We start from the raw sequence: 17,411 nt of genomic DNA, 5'->3' as shown, positions 1-17,411 counted from the left end.
CTTTCTCGTTCGGCTCTTTCCAGCATGGCCGGACCCGTATTTGGCCGATGTTGAGCGAAGTCGAATGACCAAAAACGGCATCGCGTCGGCGAGGGGCTCTCGGCTCAGCGCCGTTTGAGTGGCAATCGAATCGAGAGAAATCGCTGTGAGCAAACGCGCCCATAACTTCTGTGCCGGCCCAGCCGCGCTTCCTACTGCCGTACTCGAGCGTGCTCGCGCCGAAATGCTGGACTACCAAGGGCGTGGTTTGTCGGTGATGGAAATGAGCCATCGCAGTGACGAATATACCGCCATAGCAGAGAAAGCTGAGCGAGATCTGCGTGAGCTTCTCGCGGTCCCAGACAACTACAAGGTGTTGTTCCTGCAAGGCGGTGCCAGCCAGCAGTTCGCGGAAATTCCGCTCAATCTTTTGCCTGAAAACGGTGTCGCGGACTATGTCGACACTGGCATTTGGTCGCGGAAGGCGATCGAAGAAGCGCAGCGCTATGGTCGTATCAACGTCGCCGCGAGTGCCAAGGCATACGACTATCAGGCGATCCCAGCGCAGGCCGAGTGGCAATTGAGCCACGATGCCGCATATGTGCACCTCGCTTCGAATGAAACCATTGGCGGGGTGCAATTCGACTGGTTGCCTGACGTTGGCGATGTGCCGCTTGTCGTAGACATGTCCTCGGACATCCTGTCGCGCACGATCGATGTGTCCAGGTACGGGCTGATCTATGCTGGCGCGCAAAAGAACATTGGTCCGTCTGGCCTGGTGGTCGTGATCGTTCGTGAGGACCTGCTTGGTCGTGCACGTAGTGCTTGCCCGACGATGCTGAACTACAAGGTGTCAGCGGACAACGGCTCGATGTACAACACGCCCGCCACCTATTCCTGGTATCTATCCGGCCTGGTGTTCGAGTGGCTGAAAGAGCAGGGAGGCGTCGCCGGCATGGAAGCGCGTAATCGACAGAAGAAGGAGCGCTTGTACGGATTCATCGATAACAGTGCCTTTTATTCGAACCCTATTGCGCCAAGCGCGCGCTCCTGGATGAATGTTCCTTTCCGCTTGGCCGACGAGCGTCTGGACAAAGCGTTTCTGGAGGGCGCGGATGCGCGCGGGCTACTCAACCTGAAAGGGCACCGCTCAGTGGGTGGCATGCGTGCTTCGATCTATAACGCCACCGGACCGGAGGCGGTAGAGGCGCTGATCGATTACATGACCGAGTTCGAAAAGGAGCGCGGGTGATGGCTGATCTCGATCAACTTCAAGCGTTGCGAATCCGGATCGATGATCTGGATGGACAAATCCTCCAACTCATCAGTGCACGCGCGCAATGTGCTCAGGAAGTGGCTCGCGTCAAAATGGCCGCGCTCGCCGAGGGCGAGACCGCTGTTTTTTATCGGCCGGAGCGCGAGGCACAGGTCCTCAAGCGCATCATGGAAAGAAATGAAGGCCCGCTTGGCAACGAGGACATGGCGCGCCTGTTCCGGGAGATCATGTCTTGCTGTCTGGCTCTTGAAGAGCCATTGAAAGCAGCCTATCTCGGGCCGGAAGGGACATTCAGTCATGCCGCTACGATCAAGCATTTTGGTCAGGCGGTCGTGAGCAAGCCGATGATGGCCATCGATGAAGTGTTCCGGGAAGTGGCAGCCGGTGCGGTGGATTTTGGCGTGGTGCCTGTCGAAAACTCGACTGAAGGCGCGGTGAATCACACGCTGGACAGCTTTCTGGAGCACGATCTCGTCATTTGCGGCGAAGTGGAATTACGGATCCACCACCATCTGCTGGTGGGCGAGAACACCAAGACCGAACACATTACCCGAATCTATTCTCACGCCCAGTCGCTGGCGCAATGTCGCAAGTGGCTCGACGCGCATTACCCGAATGTGGAGCGCGTCGCCGTATCGAGCAACGCTGATGCAGCGCGACGCGTGAAAAGCGAATGGAACTCCGCAGCTATCGCCGGCGATATGGCTGCAAGCCTTTATGGGCTCCGGCCAGTATTCGAAAAAATCGAGGATCGACCCGACAACTCGACGCGTTTTCTGATCATCGGAAATCAGGATGTGCCTCCCATCGGGGACGACAAGACATCGATCATCGTGTCGATGCGCAACAAGCCAGGCGCGCTGCACGAGCTATTGGTGCCGTTCCACAGCAATGGAATCGACCTGACCCGAATCGAGACGCGGCCATCGCGAAGCGGTAAATGGACATATGTCTTCTTTATCGACTTTGTTGGTCATCATCAGGACCCGGCGATCAAAACAGTCCTGGACAAGATTCAACAAGAAGCCGTTGCGCTCAAAGTCCTTGGCTCTTACCCGAAGGCCGTGCTTTGAACCAAACACGAAATGTTTTGCACGTGAGTGGCTTTTACCGCATGAATGGTAAGGCGGCCGGGCATGGGATATTGGCGTTATGAGTACGGTGGCGTATGTGCCAAATCCAGCACCACTAGGCCGCCTGGTCGTCATCGGGCTTGGCTTGATCGGTGGCTCGTTCGCGAAAGGCATCAGAGCGCAAGGTCTGTTTCGCGAAGTTGTAGGGGTCGATCTCGATCCTGCATCTCGCCAGTTAGCGGTGGAGCAGGGGGTGGCGGACCGTTGTGAGGAAGATCTCGCCACGGCGTGCGTAGGGGCAGACGTTATTCAGCTGGCCGTGCCGATCCTGGCGATGGAGCGCGTTCTCTCCGTATTGGCGACGCTCGATTTGGGCAACGCGGTGATCACTGACGTCGGCAGCGCCAAGGGCGCTATTGTCGCTGCGGCTGTCCGCGTGTTTGGTGCTGTTCCGGCTCGCTTCGTGCCAGGGCACCCCATTGCCGGTTCGGAGAAAAGTGGAGTGGAGGCCGCGCGCATCGAGCTGTTCCGCCGGCACAAGGTTATCTTGACGCCTCTGGCGACGACGGATGTGGCGGCGCTCGCGTTGGTCGACCGCCTCTGGCGTGCGCTAGGTGCTGACGTAGAGCATATGGATGTTGAGCATCACGATCAGGTGCTCGCGGCCACTAGCCATCTACCGCACTTGCTCGCGTTCAATATCGTGGACTCGCTGGCAAAGCGCGACGAGAACCTGGATATTTTCCGCTATGCGGCAGGTGGCTTTCGCGATTTCACCCGGATTGCAGGTAGCGATCCGACCATGTGGCATGACATCTTTCTGGCCAATCGCGAAGCGGTTCTTCGCGTATTGGACACCTATCGCTACGACCTGGATGCACTGCGTGCCGCGGTCGACGCAGGAGACGGGCGCGAGCTCTTGGGCGTCTTCACTCGCGCCCGAGTGGCCCGCGAACATTTCGACAAAATTCTGGCTCGTAGAGCCTATGTGGATACCATGCACTCCGAAAACGACATGATTTTCAATGCGCAACCAGGCGGCACATTGTCTGGCCGTGTACGTGTTCCTGGCGATAAGTCCATCTCTCATCGCTCAATCATGCTGGGCTCGCTGGCCGAAGGTACGACAGAAGTGAGCGGGTTTCTCGAGGGTGAAGACGCGCTTGCGACGCTACAGGCGTTTCGCGACATGGGCGTCGTCATCGAGGGCCCGCTGCACGGCCGCGTCACGATTCACGGGGTCGGTATGAATGGACTCAAGGCGCCCCCGGGGCCGCTGTACCTCGGTAACTCCGGTACGTCGATGCGTTTGTTGTCGGGGTTGCTGGCGGCGCAGGCCTTCGATACCGAATTGACGGGCGATGCATCGCTGTCCAAGCGCCCCATGAATCGCGTGGCCGTGCCGCTGCGTGAGATGGGTGCTGTCATCGAGACCGGTGCGGATGGCCGGCCGCCACTCAAGATCAAGGGGGCGCAGCGCCTCAAGGGCATGCATTACGACATGCCGGTCGCCAGCGCGCAGGTCAAGTCGTCGCTGCTGCTTGCCGGCCTCTATGCCGACGGTCAAACGTCCGTTACGGAACCTGCGCCCACCCGTGACCACACCGAGCGCATGCTGCGCGGGTTCGGTTACCCGGTGACTACAGAAGGAAACACTGCACGCCTGACGGGCGGCCATCATCTGAAGGGTGGTGCGATTGAGGTGCCAGCGGACATTTCCTCAGCGGCATTCTTTTTAGTGGCTGCGAGTATTGCTGAAGGTTCGGAGCTGGTTTTGGAGCATGTCGGCATCAATCCAACACGGACCGGCGTCATCGATATCTTACAGCTCATGGGTGCGGACCTGACCCTCCAAAATCAGCGGGAGGTAGGCGGCGAGCCTGTGGCCGACATCCGCGTGCGCTCGGCGCCGTTGAAGGGTATCGACATTCCCGAGGCGCTCGTGCCATTGGCCATCGATGAGTTTCCGGTTCTCTTCGTGGCGGCTGCGTGCGCGCAGGGGCGTACTGTGCTGACGGGTGCTGAAGAGCTTCGGGTCAAGGAATCCGACCGTATTCAGTCAATGGCGGATGGTCTGAAGGTACTGGGTGTCCATGCTGAGGCGACGCCGGACGGTATCGTGATCGAAGGTGGCAAGATGGGCGGCGGCGAGGTCGACAGTCATGGTGACCACCGTATCGCGATGGCCTTCAGCGTGGCGTCGCTGCGAGCGAGTGCCCCAATACGCATTCATGATTGCGCGAACGTCGCGACCTCGTTTCCGAACTTCCTGGAGCTCGCCAAGCGCGTAGGCTTGCGCGTTTCGCACGAGGCGGTCTCATGATTACGCGCGCGCCGATCATCACCATCGACGGGCCAAGCGGGTCGGGTAAAGGGACAGTCGCTGGCCTGCTGGCAGGGCGGCTCGGTTGGAATCTTTTGGATTCGGGTGCCCTGTACCGATTGCTCGCGTTCGCGGCGCGTAATCACGGCGTCGATTTAACAAACGAAGAGGCACTCAAGGTGCTGGCCGCCCATCTGGACGTGCAGTTTCTCTCCAGTGCGACCGGGGGGCAGCAAACCATCGTCCTCGAAGGAGAGGAGGTTACTAACGCCATTCGCAACGAGCATGTGGGGGCTGGGGCATCGCAGGTCGCAGCATTGCCAGCCGTACGCGAGGCATTGCTGCAGCGGCAGCGAGCCTTTCACGAGCTGCCTGGCCTCGTCGCCGATGGACGCGACATGGGAACCGTGGTGTTTCCGCTCGCGCCTTTGAAGGTGTTTTTGACCGCAAGTGCGGAAGAGCGTGCCCGCCGGCGATATCATCAGTTGAAGGACAAGGGCGATGATGTTAATCTCGCGAGTCTTCTTGAGGAGATACAGGAGCGCGACGCCCGCGATTCGCAGCGTGCTATCGCACCGTTGATACCGGCAGAAGATGCAGTCCACCTCGATTCGACGGCAATGCCGATCGAGCAGGTGCTGGAAACGATCCTGAGCGAGGTCGCCAATCGCGGTCTTGCTGGATGAGCCTGACCTAAGGCTGACAAGGAGGCGTGCGGGAGACCAGTCATAGTCCCGCAGGCCTTTTTTTATATGAACGAGCCCGCATGGCTGGTATGCGGATAAGGGCGAATCCCCGCCCGACTTACAGGAATCAACATGAGCGAAAGCTTCGCAGAACTATTTGAAGAAAGCCTAAAATCCCTCGACATGCAGCCAGGTGCCATTATTACCGGCATCGTGGTCGATATCGATGGTGACTGGGTTACCGTTCACGCTGGTCTCAAGTCCGAGGGTGTCATCCCGGTAGAGCAGTTCTACAACGAACAAGGTGAGCTGACCATCAAGGTCGGTGACGAAGTTCACGTAGCGCTCGACGCGGTCGAAGACGGTTTCGGTGAAACCAAGCTCTCCCGCGAGAAGGCCAAGCGCGCCGAATCTTGGATCGTTCTGGAAGCTGCTTTCGCTGCAGAAGAAGTCGTCAAGGGCGTTATCAACGGTAAGGTCAAGGGCGGCTTCACGGTCGACGTTAACGGTATTCGCGCGTTCCTGCCGGGTTCCTTGGTCGACGTGCGTCCGGTTCGTGACACCACGCACCTGGAAGGCAAAGAGCTCGAGTTCAAGGTCATCAAACTCGATCAGAAGCGCAACAACGTTGTCGTTTCCCGTCGTAGCGTCCTGGAAGCGGAAAACAGTGCAGAGCGCGAAGCGCTGCTGGAATCCCTGCAGGAAGGCCAGCAGGTCAAAGGTATCGTCAAGAACCTCACCGACTACGGTGCATTCGTTGACCTGGGCGGCGTCGATGGTCTGCTGCACATCACCGATATGGCGTGGAAGCGCATCAAGCATCCTTCCGAAATCGTCAATGTTGGCGACGAGATCGACGTCAAGGTGCTGAAGTTCGACCGCGAGCGTAACCGCGTATCGCTGGGTCTGAAGCAACTGGGCGAAGACCCATGGGTTGCCATTAAGGCGCGTTACCCAGAAGGCACTCGCGTTGTCGCACGTGTCACCAACCTCACCGACTACGGCTGCTTCGCCGAGCTGGAAGAGGGTGTTGAAGGTCTGGTTCACGTTTCCGAAATGGATTGGACCAACAAGAACATCCACCCGTCCAAGGTCGTACAGGTCGGTGACGAAGTTGAAGTTCAGGTCCTGGATATCGACGAAGAGCGTCGCCGTATCTCCCTCGGCATCAAGCAGTGCAAGTCCAACCCATGGGAAGACTTCTCTGGCCGTTTCAACAAGGGTGATCGTATCTCCGGCACCATCAAGTCGATTACCGATTTCGGTATCTTCATTGGTCTGGAAGGCGGCATCGACGGTCTGGTCCACCTGTCCGACATCTCGTGGAACGAAGTGGGCGAGGAAGCGGTACGTCGCTTCAAGAAGGGCGACGAGCTGGATACCGTTATCCTCTCCGTCGATCCAGAGCGTGAGCGTATCTCCCTGGGTATCAAGCAGCTGGAAGACGATCCGTTCTCCAACTACGCGAACCTCAACGAAAAGGGCACCATCGTTCGTGGCACCGTGAAAGAAGTCGACGCCAAAGGCGCCATCATCGATCTGGGCAACGAAGTCGAGGCGACTCTGAAAGCTTCTGAAATCAGCCGTGACCGCATTGAAGATGCGCGTAACGTTCTGAAGGAAGGCGAAGAAGTCGAAGCGAAGATCATCAGCATCGATCGCAAGTCGCGCGTTATCAGCCTTTCCATCAAGTCCAAAGACGTCGACGACGAGAAGGATGCGATGAAAGAGCTGCGTAAGCACGAAGTAGAAAGCGCTGGTCCGACCACCATTGGTGATCTGATCCGTGCTCAGATGGAAAACCAGAACTAAGACGTTCTGATACACCATCCGAAAAAGGCGACCAATTGGTCGCCTTTTTCTTTGCCTGCTTTTCAGTAATCGTACTGTTATGCGCCATGCGTGATCGAGCGCGATGCTTCAGATCGAGGGCAGCAGTGTAGATGAAGTGGAAATATGGACTTCCATTCAAGGGCTATCCAAAACGAAGCGGGCGTGCTAAAACCAGCTTAGATTGCTCTAGCCACTTGAAAAAGAAGGGAAATCCATGACCAAGTCGGAATTGATCGAGCGTATTGTGACTCACCAAGGGCAGCTTTCGGCGAGGGATGTCGAGCTGGCCATCAAAACCATGCTAGAGCAGATGTCGCAGGCGTTGGCGACTGGTGACCGAATAGAGATTCGGGGTTTTGGAAGTTTTTCGCTGCATTACCGTGCACCACGAGTTGGGCGAAACCCCAAAACCGGAGATTCAGTCCGGTTAGACGGGAAGTTCGTTCCACACTTCAAGCCCGGCAAGGAGCTGCGTGACCGAGTTAACGAAGAGGAATAATCGCTATTCATTTGATGCGCTTAGTATCGAATCGCTCGTGCCTGCTGTGACAAACGTTTTGCGTTTCCGCGCACATCCTCTTCGTGGTTCCTATCACGCTATTGATTGAAACCCACAATTTTCCTTTGCGCTTTCGCTTAAAAACCTTACTTTGGGTGGACGGCAAGTATGCCGTACAACACAAACTATTAAGGGACTAATATGCGTAAGTATCTATCCGCAGCATTCTTTGCACTCATTGCCTCTACTTCTGTCGCTACATTTGCTAATGAGTCTTCATCGGCTGCTGTTTCGACCGCTGCTGAGCAAGCGATCATTCAAGTGAATATCAACGAGGCCGATGCTGAAACACTAACACGCGAACTCTCCGGCATTGGCGCCTCGAAAGCTAAAGCGATCGTTGATTACCGTGACGAGCATGGGCCTTTCCAAAATATCGATGAACTTCTCGAAGTCAAAGGCATAGGCGCGTCGACTCTCGAAAAGAATAAAACGAAGATCACGATCTGATAGGTCCTCATCTAATACAATGAGCCAATCTAAACATTTGGTGCTGCTGACTTAAAACTGATTGATAGCCCATTGGGAACGAGCCATGCTCGTGATTGCCTGCACGGCCGTTCCCTCATTCGGCGGACTTTATTTGAGTGAGCATTATTATATTCGTGGTTAACCCCTTTCTATGAACGCGCTACCGCATGAACCTCTCTACTGGCGATAATGTCTGCTTGGTAGAGATTTCGTAATTCCGGTGACGTCCATATGCACGACTATAAGTGGCTACACGAATATTGTTTGAACCGCTTCGGATCCGCGGAAAGCCTCGAGCGACTTTTGCCGAAGCCAAAGACTTCAGAAGAGTTGTTAGGTATTCCGGACAATCGTTATCTCTCGCTAATGAGCTTGCGCATTTTCAGGGCTGGCCTTAAGCACAGCGTAGTCGACTCGAAATGGCCCGCATTCGAAGAAGCGTTTTTCGGGTTTGATCCTGAGAAGGTGGCATTAATGAGCGCTGAGCATCTTGAGCGGCTAATGCAGAATGAGCGCTTGATCCGGCATTTGGCGAAACTCAAAAGCGTACCGCGTAACGCGCAATTAATGATGGAAATACGCCATAGCCACGGAAGTTTCGCTGAGCTCATTGCGGCCTGGCCGGCAGACGATATCACCGGGCTTTGGCGATTATTAGTGAAGCGCGGCGACCAGCTAGGTGGCTTATCAGCACCGCGTTTCTTGCGCATGGCTGGGAAGGACACATACGTGCTTACCGAAGACGTTGTGGTCGCGCTCAAGGCGCAGGGCATTATCGATAAAGCACCCACGAGTCAAAAGCTCTTGCGCGCAACGCAAGAGGCATTCAATGCCTGGCACGAAGAAAGTAAGCGACCGTTGTGCCAGCTCTCCGTGATGCTTGCACATACAGTCAATCACTAAGATGTTGGCTCGCCATGCGCCCCGGTGGGCGTATGTCCGGTATGGCTAGGTTAAAGATAACTGTTCGTGGGGACAGAAGCCTTCAAGCCTGAGCAATGTGGCTTTTGCTGAAAGCCCACCTGCGTAACCCGTTAGGCTTCCGTCACGACCGATCACACGATGGCACGGTACGACGATACATATCGGGTTCGCGCCGTTCGCGGCACCGACGGCTCTGACCGAAAGTGGGTTTTGGATGCGTCGTGCAATCTCGCTGTAGGTCGTCGTTTGTCCAAACGGTATGTCCATCAGCGCACGCCATACCGACAACTGAAATGCAGTCCCCTTCAAGCTGAGCTTCAAAGCAAATGACGTCCGGCTTCCGGCGAAATACTCATCGAGTTGGCTATGAACCTCGGTGAATAGCGGAGGGTTCCGTGCTTCCGGCGTTGTAGGTTCCGCAGAATTCGGCAGTACCTTTTTAAGCTCACTCAGCCCTTGGCCGTCATTCATCAAACGAAGGCAGCCGATTGGGCTGTCGTAATAGTCATAAAACATATCGAAGCCCTCAGGCTGCTAGGGTGCCACTGTGTAGTTATGCCAGAGGAGCAGGGCGGCGTAGGCCCGATAAGGTCTCCATTGCTCTGCTTTAGCTTTGAGTTCATTTACACTGATGCCATTCTCGCCCCATAGGGGCGCTTTCAAGAGGCCTAAATCGGACGCTGGAAAGGCATCCTTCTCGCCAAACGCCCGAAGCGCGATATATTGCGCAGTCCACGGCCCTATCCCTGGCAGCATCAGCAGTTCGTTCACAAGCTCATCAGCCGTTCGATGGCTTCCCAGACTTATCCGGCCTTGGGCAACGGCATGGGCGAAGCCTCGCAATGCGGCGACGCGCTTTCCAGGTATCCCTATCTCGAGCAGCTCGTCGTCTGCGATGGCATCGGGCGTGGGAAACAACCTGCATGGCATGTCGGGTTGGCAGCCGCTAACCATCTCTCCCAAGCGTTCAACGATGCGGCCAGTGATCGTGACGGCTGCTTTTACGCTTATCTGTTGGCCAATGATTGCGCGTACCGCCTGTTCGAACGGATCGAACGCGGCTGGTAATCTCAATCCGGGAACCAGGCGCGCCAATACCTTTAAATCGTTGTCATGGGAAAAATGCTCATTGATCGTTCCAGGAGTCAGGTCAAGGTCGAACATGTGCCTAACCCTGGGTACCAGCCAAGAGACGATTGCCGAGTGACCGTTGTAGATACGTAACTCGAGCGCGTTCCGATCTTCAGCAGGATGCACCGAAAACCAGCTCACCTGCCCATTGTGGCGAAAAATACGCAGATAGCTGCGTGCGCTGATCTGCTCAGCGCCGGGTAATAGTCGAAGGGCAAAAAAAGACTCGAACTGGCGCCAGTCCAGCGGTGGGTGATAAGCAAGCGAATGCGATGAATATTGGTGTGAGCTCATCGTATGAGGTTATCCGTTAGAGGCAGTTGCTGTCCTCCCGTTTCCGCTTTCAAACAAGATACTCGCCTCTTAGAAGGCGTCGAGCCGCGGGCTCGCTAGCTGCCTGAGAAACGGCTTTGCGATATCCGGCAAGGCGGTGGTAGGGATTGGGAGCTACTCTGGCTTTAGGTAATACATCTAAAAGGCATCGGCAATTAGATGCAGGAGGAACCGCGACAACACCACGCGACCTAAACAATAGAGACACCTTTTTCCATCGCTTGAAAGAGGGGAGTTCCATGAGCGCAACCTTCCAAGATGACGTCAGTATGACCGTATTGCGGCGGATGAAAGAGGGGGGCTTCGACTTCGCTCGCGTGCATCCAATCGAATTTTTCGCAATTTTTCCCGATGAGCACTGTGCACGGAAAGCAGCCACCCGCTTTCGTGGTGAATCCATGAACGCCCAGGTGCTCGAGCGTGAAGACTGCAGCTGGCATCTGCAGGTCAGTAAGGTGATGTATGCCACGCGGGTGGGCATCGACGATTTTGAACAGGATATGGAGTCGGTCGTCGAGCCTTTGGGTGGCGTGTTGGATGGCTGGGGCGTAACGCAGGAAATCGACGAGCCCGACAGTTAGCCGTTAGGGCGGAGCAGTATTGCGTCAATGCCCTGGCGAAAGACGAGCCGGGTCTCTTTTCTTTTTCTCGAACCGCGTCGCTGGCGATCTATCAAAAATTTTTAGGACAAGATGCCCTTAGCTAGTCGAAGCGATAGATGTCCATGCCTAGTGCTCCGTGCGTGAAACCAGCGTGTACCACTTCGAACATCTCACCGGCGCCTAATGCGAAATGGAATGGCAGAAGGTGCTCTTCGCTTGGGTGGCTTTGCAAGGCGTGCGGTGCGAGTGAGCGGTAGTGCGTCAACGCGTTGCGATCGTTGGCATAACTCTTCTCTACTATCCAGTCACGAAATGCTTGCGCCCAATGCGGAACCCCAGTACCAGTTTCTCGCCAATCCAATTCGGCCAAATTGTGCGTGATGCTTCCCGACCCAATTAGAAGCACATCCTGAGTTCGAAGCTCGCGCATCGCTGCTCCTATAAGTAACTGAAGCTCGGCGCCGCCTCTACGGGGCAACGATATTTGGATGACAGGTATGTCCGCTTCTGGATACATGAGCATCAGCGGTACCCAGGCGCCGTGATCCAAAGGGCGCTGGTGATCCAGCGTTGATGGGATCCCGGCGTTTGTCAGGTAACGCTGAATTGTCGCTGCAATTTCCGGCGACCCGTTGGCAGGGTATCGCAATGCGTACAGCGGCTCAGGAAAGCCTCGGAAATCGTGCCAGGTGTCAGGGTGATTCGAAGCCCCTATGCAGACGCCGTCGGTTTCCCAGTGAGCCGATACCACGACCACGGCATGGGGTTTCGTCAGCGTCGACACGAGGCGTCTTAGCGCCGGGCCGCTATCGCCGGGCTCAAGCGCGAGCATGGGCGAACCGTGAGAAATGAATAGGCTTGGCAACACTGTCGTGGCTCCTGATGGATATCCGGCTATCTTTGACGGACAAACACATTTGATCCAACGCAAGTTTTCAACGTCACTTATCGATATTTCAGGAGCTTCCATGGATTCGGCATTCTGGCGCCAGCGCTGGGCACGCAATGAAATCGGCTTTCACCAAAAACGCATAAACGGATATCTCGAGAGCTATTGGAGCGGGCTCGAGCTACCTGAGTCTTCTACGGTGCTGGTTCCCCTTTGCGGAAAGAGCAAGGATATGCTCTGGTTGGCAGAGCAAGGGCACGCCGTGTTAGGAGTCGAACTGGCCGAGCAGGCCATTGAGGATTTTCTCAGCGAACATTCGCTCTCTGCGCAGCGCGAGCCTCTGGATAATTTGATCGAGTACTCCGCGGGTCCACTGCGACTATTGTGCGGTGATTTCTTCGACCTTCGATCGTTGCGGACAGCGGATTGCGCTGGCTTTTATGATCGCGCCGCGCTCATTGCGTTACCTCCGCCCCTACGAGAGCAATACGCCGAGCACCTGTCATCGTTGATGCCGAGCGGTTCGCGCGGTTTGCTCGTGTCTTTAGAGTATCCGCAGGAGCAAAAAGACGGCCCGCCATTCTGCGTGCCGGATAACGAAGTGCATCGGCTATTTGGTCGGCACTGGCAGGTTGAGCTGCTTCAGGAAGACGAGGTGCTTCACCGCAACGAGCGCTTCCATCAGCATGGGGTGACCTATTTACTCGAACGCGCCTATCGCCTGACGCGCTCGGACGAATGAACGTCCATTTCGATCAGTCGCGTAACGTACCGACGAGTCGATCGATCTGATCGTTGCTACGCTGGATATAAGTCTCGACCTCACGAAGCCTGGCATCGATGCCTGCGACAGCGCTGCTCAGGTCTTTCGGTATGGGTGCCGGTCGTTGCTCCAGCACCGAGATCTGCTCTTCCAGCAAGCCCAGTAGCGTTGACAGTCTGTTATCGACCTTCAGCAAATTCGCGTGCAGATCATCGTATTCGTCGCGCATACGTTCGATGTCGCGCGTGCGAACAGGCTTCAACGTCGCATTGCTGGACGATGTGTCCTCCCATTCATCGAACATATCGTCCGCGACGTTTTCCACGCCTTGTCGGTGGTAGCGAATGTTTCGTGCACGCAAATCGCTGGTACGGTAGTCACCTTTCAATTGCTCCAGGCGACTGGGCAGATTCCCGGCTCGAAACAGCGCAAGGCTCCGGTAGCTTCGAATTGTCCGCTCTAGTTGTTCTTGGGCATTGGTTTGCGCTTTTCTGGTGTCCTCGAGACGGTCGACGAAGAGGTCCTGTTTACTAACGCCCGTACGTTCGAGGGCATCGTAGTAGACGCTTTTACAGCCGGAGAGCACCGCTAGACATATAAGTAAGCAACCGTATGGAAATACACGCACGTTCGAAGGTCCTGATGGGAATCGAGTTTGCTTGGACCGCAAATGAAAGAGGGCGGCACAATGGCCGCCCTCTTTCATTTCACCAATCGAATCATCCGCGACGGCGAAGCGCCTCGATACGATCTTCCAAAGGCGGGTGGCTCATCAACAGGCCCGCCAGGCCGTTCTTAAGCGCGCCGTTGATACCGAAGGCTTGAAGGCTGTCCGGCATTTGTACGGGCACACCTTGCTCGGCGCGAAGGCGTTGCAGCGCCGCGATCATGGCGCTGGTACCCGCCAATTGCGCGCCGGCTTCGTCTGCGCGGTATTCGCGCTTTCTCGAAAACCACATGACGATGATGCTGGCGAGAATACCCAATACCAACTCGGCGAAGATGGTCGCTACGAAATAGCCGATGCCGTGGCCGTCTTCGTTCTTGAGAATGGCTTTATCAACAAAATTACCGAAGATACGCGCGAAGAACATGACGAAGGTGTTCACGACACCTTGGACCAATGCGAGTGTCACCATGTCGCCATTGGCGACGTGGCCGATTTCGTGCGCCAGCACAGCACGGACCTCGTCCGGTGAAAAGCGCTCTAGCAAGCCTTGGCTCACGGCGACAAGCGCGTCGTTCTTGTTCCATCCGGTGGCGAATGCGTTGGACTCGTATGCAGGGAAAATGCCTACCTCGGGCATCTTGATGCCAGCCTCGCGCGATAGCTCCTGAACGGTCTGGACAAGCCACTGCTCATGGCGTGTGCGCGGTTGCGTAATGATTTGAGTGCCGGTGCTCATCTTCGCCATCCACTTGGAGAGGAATAGCGAGACGAAAGAACCTGCGAAACCGAACACCGCACAGAAGACCAGGAGGCTGCCATGGTTCTGGCCGGTGAATCGGTCAACACCCAGCAACTTCAAGGTAATACTGGCAATTACCAGTACCGCCAGGTTAGTGGCCAGGAACAACACGATGCGCATCATGAAATTGCGATCTCCTACAGGCTGAACGCGATGGGTATGCCGGCTATATAAGGTCCGGTCGGGTTCTATTCAACTGGCGACTATTTCAAACTATGTCTCTAGCGGGGGTGCATCACGTAACGCCCTTGGATATTGGGGCCCGATCGGTATCGGTCAGAAACGCGCGGACAGCTTTAGCAATGCTTTCGCTGTTCTGATCGGCAAGTGCCTCGCGCATCTGGTGCGCCATGCTGCTTTTGATGCGCATCACGCCGGCTGGCATTTCCGACGCCTCCGGAAGCCCGACCAGACGCGTCAAACGCACAAGGCTTTTCTCGGTCAGCACGGCCTGGTCGATGGCTTCGTAGTGGATACGGGCTTCGTACCGGAGGTAGTGTTCGTCTGCCAACCAGAGCAGGGCGCCGAGACAACTCAGGTGACGCTTGCTGGGCAGGCCGAACTCATCGACCCCCTCTCGGCCGATGAGGTCTTCTACATAAAGGGGAACTCGCCGAGGAAACGCCTGGTAGAGCGTCAGCAGGGCGTTGGCGATGTCTTTGTAGAAATCGTCGATCTGCAAATCCATCATCCTGTCCCGGGCAGCCGCTTTATTGACGGTAGGTCTTGAGGAAATTACCGATCCGGCCGATGGCCACTTCCAGATCGTCGACACGCGGCAGCGTGACTACACGGAAGTGGTCAGGCCAAGGCCAGTTGAACGCGGTGCCTTGGACGACGAGTAATTTTTCCGACAGCAACAGATCGAGTACGAACTTTTCGTCGTTAGCAATCGGGCACACCTTGGGGTCGATACGCGGGAACGCGTACAGCGCGCCCATTGGTTTCACACAGCTCACACCGGGGATGTCGTTCAACAGCTCCCAGGTCCGGTTGCGTTGTTCAAGCAGGCGACCCGGCGGGAGCACCAGATCGTTGATGCTTTGATAACCGCCTAATGCCGTTTGTATGGCGTGCTGCGCCGGCACGTTCGCGCATAGGCGCATATTGGCCAGAATGTCGATCCCTTCGATATAACTCTGCGCGGTCGCCTTGGGGCCGGAGATCGCGACCCAGCCTGAGCGGAACCCGGCAACACGATAGGATTTGGACAGCCCGTTGAATGTCAGGCAGAGTACATCGGGAGCGAGCGCGGCGGTGGAAATGTGCATGGCTTCGTCGTAGAGGATCTTGTCGTAGATCTCGTCCGAAAACAGCACCAGACCGTGCTTACGCGCAATGTCGACCATGCCTTGCAGTACTTCTTTGGAGTACACCGCACCGGTCGGGTTGTTCGGGTTGATGATCACCATGGCTTTGGTATTTGGGGTGATCTTGGCTTCGATGTCCGCAAGGTCCGGCCACCAATTGGCTTGCTCATCGCAGATGTAGTGCACAGGGTTGCCGCCTGCCAAGGCCACGGCGGCGGTCCACAGAGGGTAATCGGGTGCTGGGATCAGCACTTCATCGCCATTGTTCAGCAGCGCTTGCATGCACATGACGATGAGTTCGGAGACGCCGTTACCAAGGTAGATATCTTCTATGCCGATGCCATCTACCTGCTTTTGCTGGTAGTACTGCATGACAGCCTTGCGCGCGCTGAACAGCCCTTTCGAATCGCTATACCCTTGGGCTGTAGGCAGGTTGCGGATGACGTCGAGCAGAATTTCCTCCGGCGCTTCGAAGCCGAACGGCGCCGGATTGCCAATATTGAGCTTTAGGACACGATGGCCTTCTTCCTCCAGACGCTTGGCATGACGAAGTACCGGGCCGCGAATGTCATAACAGACGTTGGCGAGCTTGTTGGACTTGCTGAACTGCATGGCGGAAATTCCAGACGAGGTAGGCGCGGGAGACCTTAGCGGCCGCCGGACGCTTGGCAGGGAAGGGGATGAGTGACAGACTCATTTCGACAGACACGCATCATACGTTCGCCCTCTACGTCCGAAAAGGTCGCGCGATCCTTTTGCTGGTTTGCGGGGTGCTTTGGATCGCAAGCAGCCGCGAGCCGTTGAGCTGTCGATAAGGCAAGACTGGAGAATCGATCATGTCCAAAGTTGAAAAAGACACCGAAACGTGGCGCGAAGAGTTGAGCGAGCAGGATTTCCACATCTGTCGCTTGGGCGGTACTGAGCGTGCGTTCACCGGTGAGTACTACGCCACCAAGACGCCGGGTGTTTACCATTGCAAATGCTGCGACGCGCCGCTGTTCGATTCGGACGCCAAGTACGACTCAGGCAGTGGCTGGCCAAGTTATTTTCAGCCGGTGGACGAGACCTCCATCTCGAAACGGGATGATTACAGCCACAACATGCATCGAGTCGAAGTGCTATGCGCACACTGTGACGCACATCTCGGCCACTTGTTCCCAGATGGTCCGCAGCCGACCGGACTCCGGTATTGCATCAATTCCGCGTCGTTGAGGCTGGAAGTGAGTGAATAAAGTCGAAGATTCCGATGGGCCTGGCATGTCGGATCCGTTGTTCGCCATCGCTTGCGAACGGATCAATGGGAAGGCGATGACGCTCGGGGATTTCGGCGGCAAGGTTCTACTGGTGGTCAACACCGCCAGTGAATGTGGATTCACGCCGCAATACGCAGGCTTGGAATCGCTCTGGCAGCGCTTCGCGGCGAGAGGCCTGGTTGTGCTGGCGTTTCCCTGTAACCAATTTGGAAAACAGGAGCCTGGGGCAAACGCAGCCATAGAGGGCTTTTGCGAGCGTCGCTTCAACGTCACTTTTCCGCTTTTTAGCAAGATCGACGTAAACGGTAATGCTGCGCATCCGTTGTTCGTCGAACTTAAGCGTCGGGCGCCTGGCTGGTTCGGCCGCGTCAACTGGAACTTCACCAAGTTCCTGGTCGATACGCGGGACGGTAGCGTCCTTCGTTTTTCGCCGATGGTGAAACCAGAAGCGCTTGCCGATCGCATCGAGGCGATGCTCTAGCGCTGCAGGGGCATTTCTGTTGCTGGTCGGCCTTTTTGAAGCGAGTACGAAAGGGA

The 17,411-nt window shown here is 56.2% G+C and carries 19 protein-coding genes; 12 read left to right on the top strand and 7 right to left on the bottom strand.

Annotated features, from left to right (window positions below):
* The first annotated feature begins 145 nt into the window (after positions 1–145).
* The 8 genes from serC (at position 146) to IEY47_RS00640 (ending at position 9,103) form a co-directional block, all read left to right on the top strand.
* On the top strand, positions 146–1,231 hold the full coding sequence (gene serC, locus IEY47_RS00675) for a 3-phosphoserine/phosphohydroxythreonine transaminase (protein ID WP_188981221.1): 1,086 nt from the start codon (positions 146–148) through the stop codon (positions 1,229–1,231).
* Entirely contained in the window at positions 1,231–2,328 is a 1,098-nt protein-coding gene (pheA, locus tag IEY47_RS00670) for a prephenate dehydratase (protein ID WP_188981220.1), read from the top strand. The genes serC and pheA overlap by 1 nt, the downstream gene beginning before the upstream one ends.
* A gap of 79 nt (positions 2,329–2,407) precedes the next feature.
* Complete coding sequence (locus IEY47_RS00665) at positions 2,408–4,651, top strand: bifunctional prephenate dehydrogenase/3-phosphoshikimate 1-carboxyvinyltransferase (RefSeq protein WP_188981219.1); 2,244 nt, start codon at positions 2,408–2,410, stop codon at positions 4,649–4,651.
* Positions 4,648–5,337, top strand: a complete 690-nt coding sequence (gene cmk, locus IEY47_RS00660; RefSeq protein ID WP_188981218.1) for a (d)CMP kinase — start codon at positions 4,648–4,650, stop codon at positions 5,335–5,337. Before IEY47_RS00665 ends, cmk begins: the two co-directional genes overlap by 4 nt.
* 132 nt (positions 5,338–5,469) lie before the next feature.
* Positions 5,470–7,149, top strand: a complete 1,680-nt coding sequence (gene rpsA / locus IEY47_RS00655; RefSeq protein WP_188981217.1) for a 30S ribosomal protein S1 — start codon at positions 5,470–5,472, stop codon at positions 7,147–7,149.
* A gap of 235 nt (positions 7,150–7,384) precedes the next feature.
* Positions 7,385–7,669: an integration host factor subunit beta gene (gene ihfB / locus IEY47_RS00650; RefSeq protein WP_188981216.1), complete on the top strand. Its 285-nt coding sequence runs from the start codon at positions 7,385–7,387 to the stop codon at positions 7,667–7,669.
* Between the two features lie 201 nt (positions 7,670–7,870).
* On the top strand, positions 7,871–8,179 hold the full coding sequence (locus IEY47_RS00645; protein WP_188981215.1) for a ComEA family DNA-binding protein: 309 nt from the start codon (positions 7,871–7,873) through the stop codon (positions 8,177–8,179).
* Positions 8,180–8,431: 252 nt separating this feature from the next.
* Complete coding sequence (locus IEY47_RS00640) at positions 8,432–9,103, top strand: DNA-3-methyladenine glycosylase I (RefSeq protein ID WP_188981214.1); 672 nt, start codon at positions 8,432–8,434, stop codon at positions 9,101–9,103.
* 45 nt (positions 9,104–9,148) lie between these two features.
* On the opposite strand, the gene IEY47_RS00635 is transcribed toward IEY47_RS00640, so the two are convergent.
* Positions 9,149–9,640 (bottom strand): methylated-DNA--[protein]-cysteine S-methyltransferase, encoded by a 492-nt coding sequence (locus tag IEY47_RS00635; RefSeq protein WP_188981213.1) that lies wholly within the window; start codon positions 9,638–9,640, stop codon positions 9,149–9,151.
* Between the two features lie 18 nt (positions 9,641–9,658).
* Complete coding sequence (locus IEY47_RS00630) at positions 9,659–10,549, bottom strand: DNA-3-methyladenine glycosylase family protein (RefSeq protein ID WP_188981212.1); 891 nt, start codon at positions 10,547–10,549, stop codon at positions 9,659–9,661.
* A 278-nt stretch (positions 10,550–10,827) separates the two neighbouring features.
* On the opposite strand from IEY47_RS00630, the gene IEY47_RS00625 reads away from it, so the two are divergent.
* The gene (locus tag IEY47_RS00625; RefSeq protein ID WP_188981211.1) at positions 10,828–11,169 is read left to right on the top strand and encodes a ribonuclease E inhibitor RraB; all 342 of its coding nucleotides are present in this window, start codon (positions 10,828–10,830) and stop codon (positions 11,167–11,169) included.
* A gap of 121 nt (positions 11,170–11,290) precedes the next feature.
* Here the strand turns inward: IEY47_RS00625 and IEY47_RS00620 are convergent, their stop codons facing one another.
* Positions 11,291–12,058, bottom strand: coding sequence for a DODA-type extradiol aromatic ring-opening family dioxygenase (locus tag IEY47_RS00620; protein ID WP_188981210.1), 768 nt, complete (start codon positions 12,056–12,058; stop codon positions 11,291–11,293).
* A 100-nt stretch (positions 12,059–12,158) separates the two neighbouring features.
* Here IEY47_RS00620 and IEY47_RS00615 point away from each other — a divergent pair, with 100 nt between their 5' ends.
* Positions 12,159–12,821, top strand: a complete 663-nt coding sequence (locus tag IEY47_RS00615; protein WP_188981759.1) for a thiopurine S-methyltransferase — start codon at positions 12,159–12,161, stop codon at positions 12,819–12,821.
* A 13-nt stretch (positions 12,822–12,834) separates the two neighbouring features.
* On the opposite strand, the gene IEY47_RS00610 is transcribed toward IEY47_RS00615, so the two are convergent.
* The 4 genes from IEY47_RS00610 to IEY47_RS00595 form a co-directional block, all read right to left on the bottom strand.
* Positions 12,835–13,470: a DUF2959 family protein gene (locus IEY47_RS00610; RefSeq protein WP_188981209.1), complete on the bottom strand. Its 636-nt coding sequence runs from the start codon at positions 13,468–13,470 to the stop codon at positions 12,835–12,837.
* 91 nt (positions 13,471–13,561) lie between these two features.
* Positions 13,562–14,434, bottom strand: coding sequence for a protease HtpX (gene htpX, locus IEY47_RS00605; protein ID WP_188981208.1), 873 nt, complete (start codon positions 14,432–14,434; stop codon positions 13,562–13,564).
* A gap of 112 nt (positions 14,435–14,546) precedes the next feature.
* A complete protein-coding gene (locus tag IEY47_RS00600) occupies positions 14,547–14,999 on the bottom strand; it encodes a hypothetical protein (RefSeq protein ID WP_188981207.1) in 453 nt (150 codons plus the stop codon).
* Between the two features lie 22 nt (positions 15,000–15,021).
* Complete coding sequence (locus IEY47_RS00595) at positions 15,022–16,233, bottom strand: pyridoxal phosphate-dependent aminotransferase (RefSeq protein WP_188981206.1); 1,212 nt, start codon at positions 16,231–16,233, stop codon at positions 15,022–15,024.
* A 224-nt stretch (positions 16,234–16,457) separates the two neighbouring features.
* On the opposite strand from IEY47_RS00595, the gene msrB reads away from it, so the two are divergent.
* Together msrB and IEY47_RS00585 are read left to right on the top strand one after the other, a co-directional pair.
* On the top strand, positions 16,458–16,853 hold the full coding sequence (gene msrB / locus IEY47_RS00590) for a peptide-methionine (R)-S-oxide reductase MsrB (protein WP_188981205.1): 396 nt from the start codon (positions 16,458–16,460) through the stop codon (positions 16,851–16,853).
* Between the two features lie 25 nt (positions 16,854–16,878).
* Positions 16,879–17,355, top strand: a complete 477-nt coding sequence (locus IEY47_RS00585; protein ID WP_188981758.1) for a glutathione peroxidase — start codon at positions 16,879–16,881, stop codon at positions 17,353–17,355.
* The last annotated feature ends 56 nt before the right edge of the window (positions 17,356–17,411 follow it).

This window comes from Pseudomonas matsuisoli, from assembly GCF_014647635.1.
Taxonomy (GTDB): domain Bacteria; phylum Pseudomonadota; class Gammaproteobacteria; order Pseudomonadales; family Pseudomonadaceae; genus Pseudomonas_P; species Pseudomonas_P matsuisoli.
Note: the sequence above shows the minus strand (reverse complement) of the source record. Positions and strands in the feature narration are given on the sequence as shown.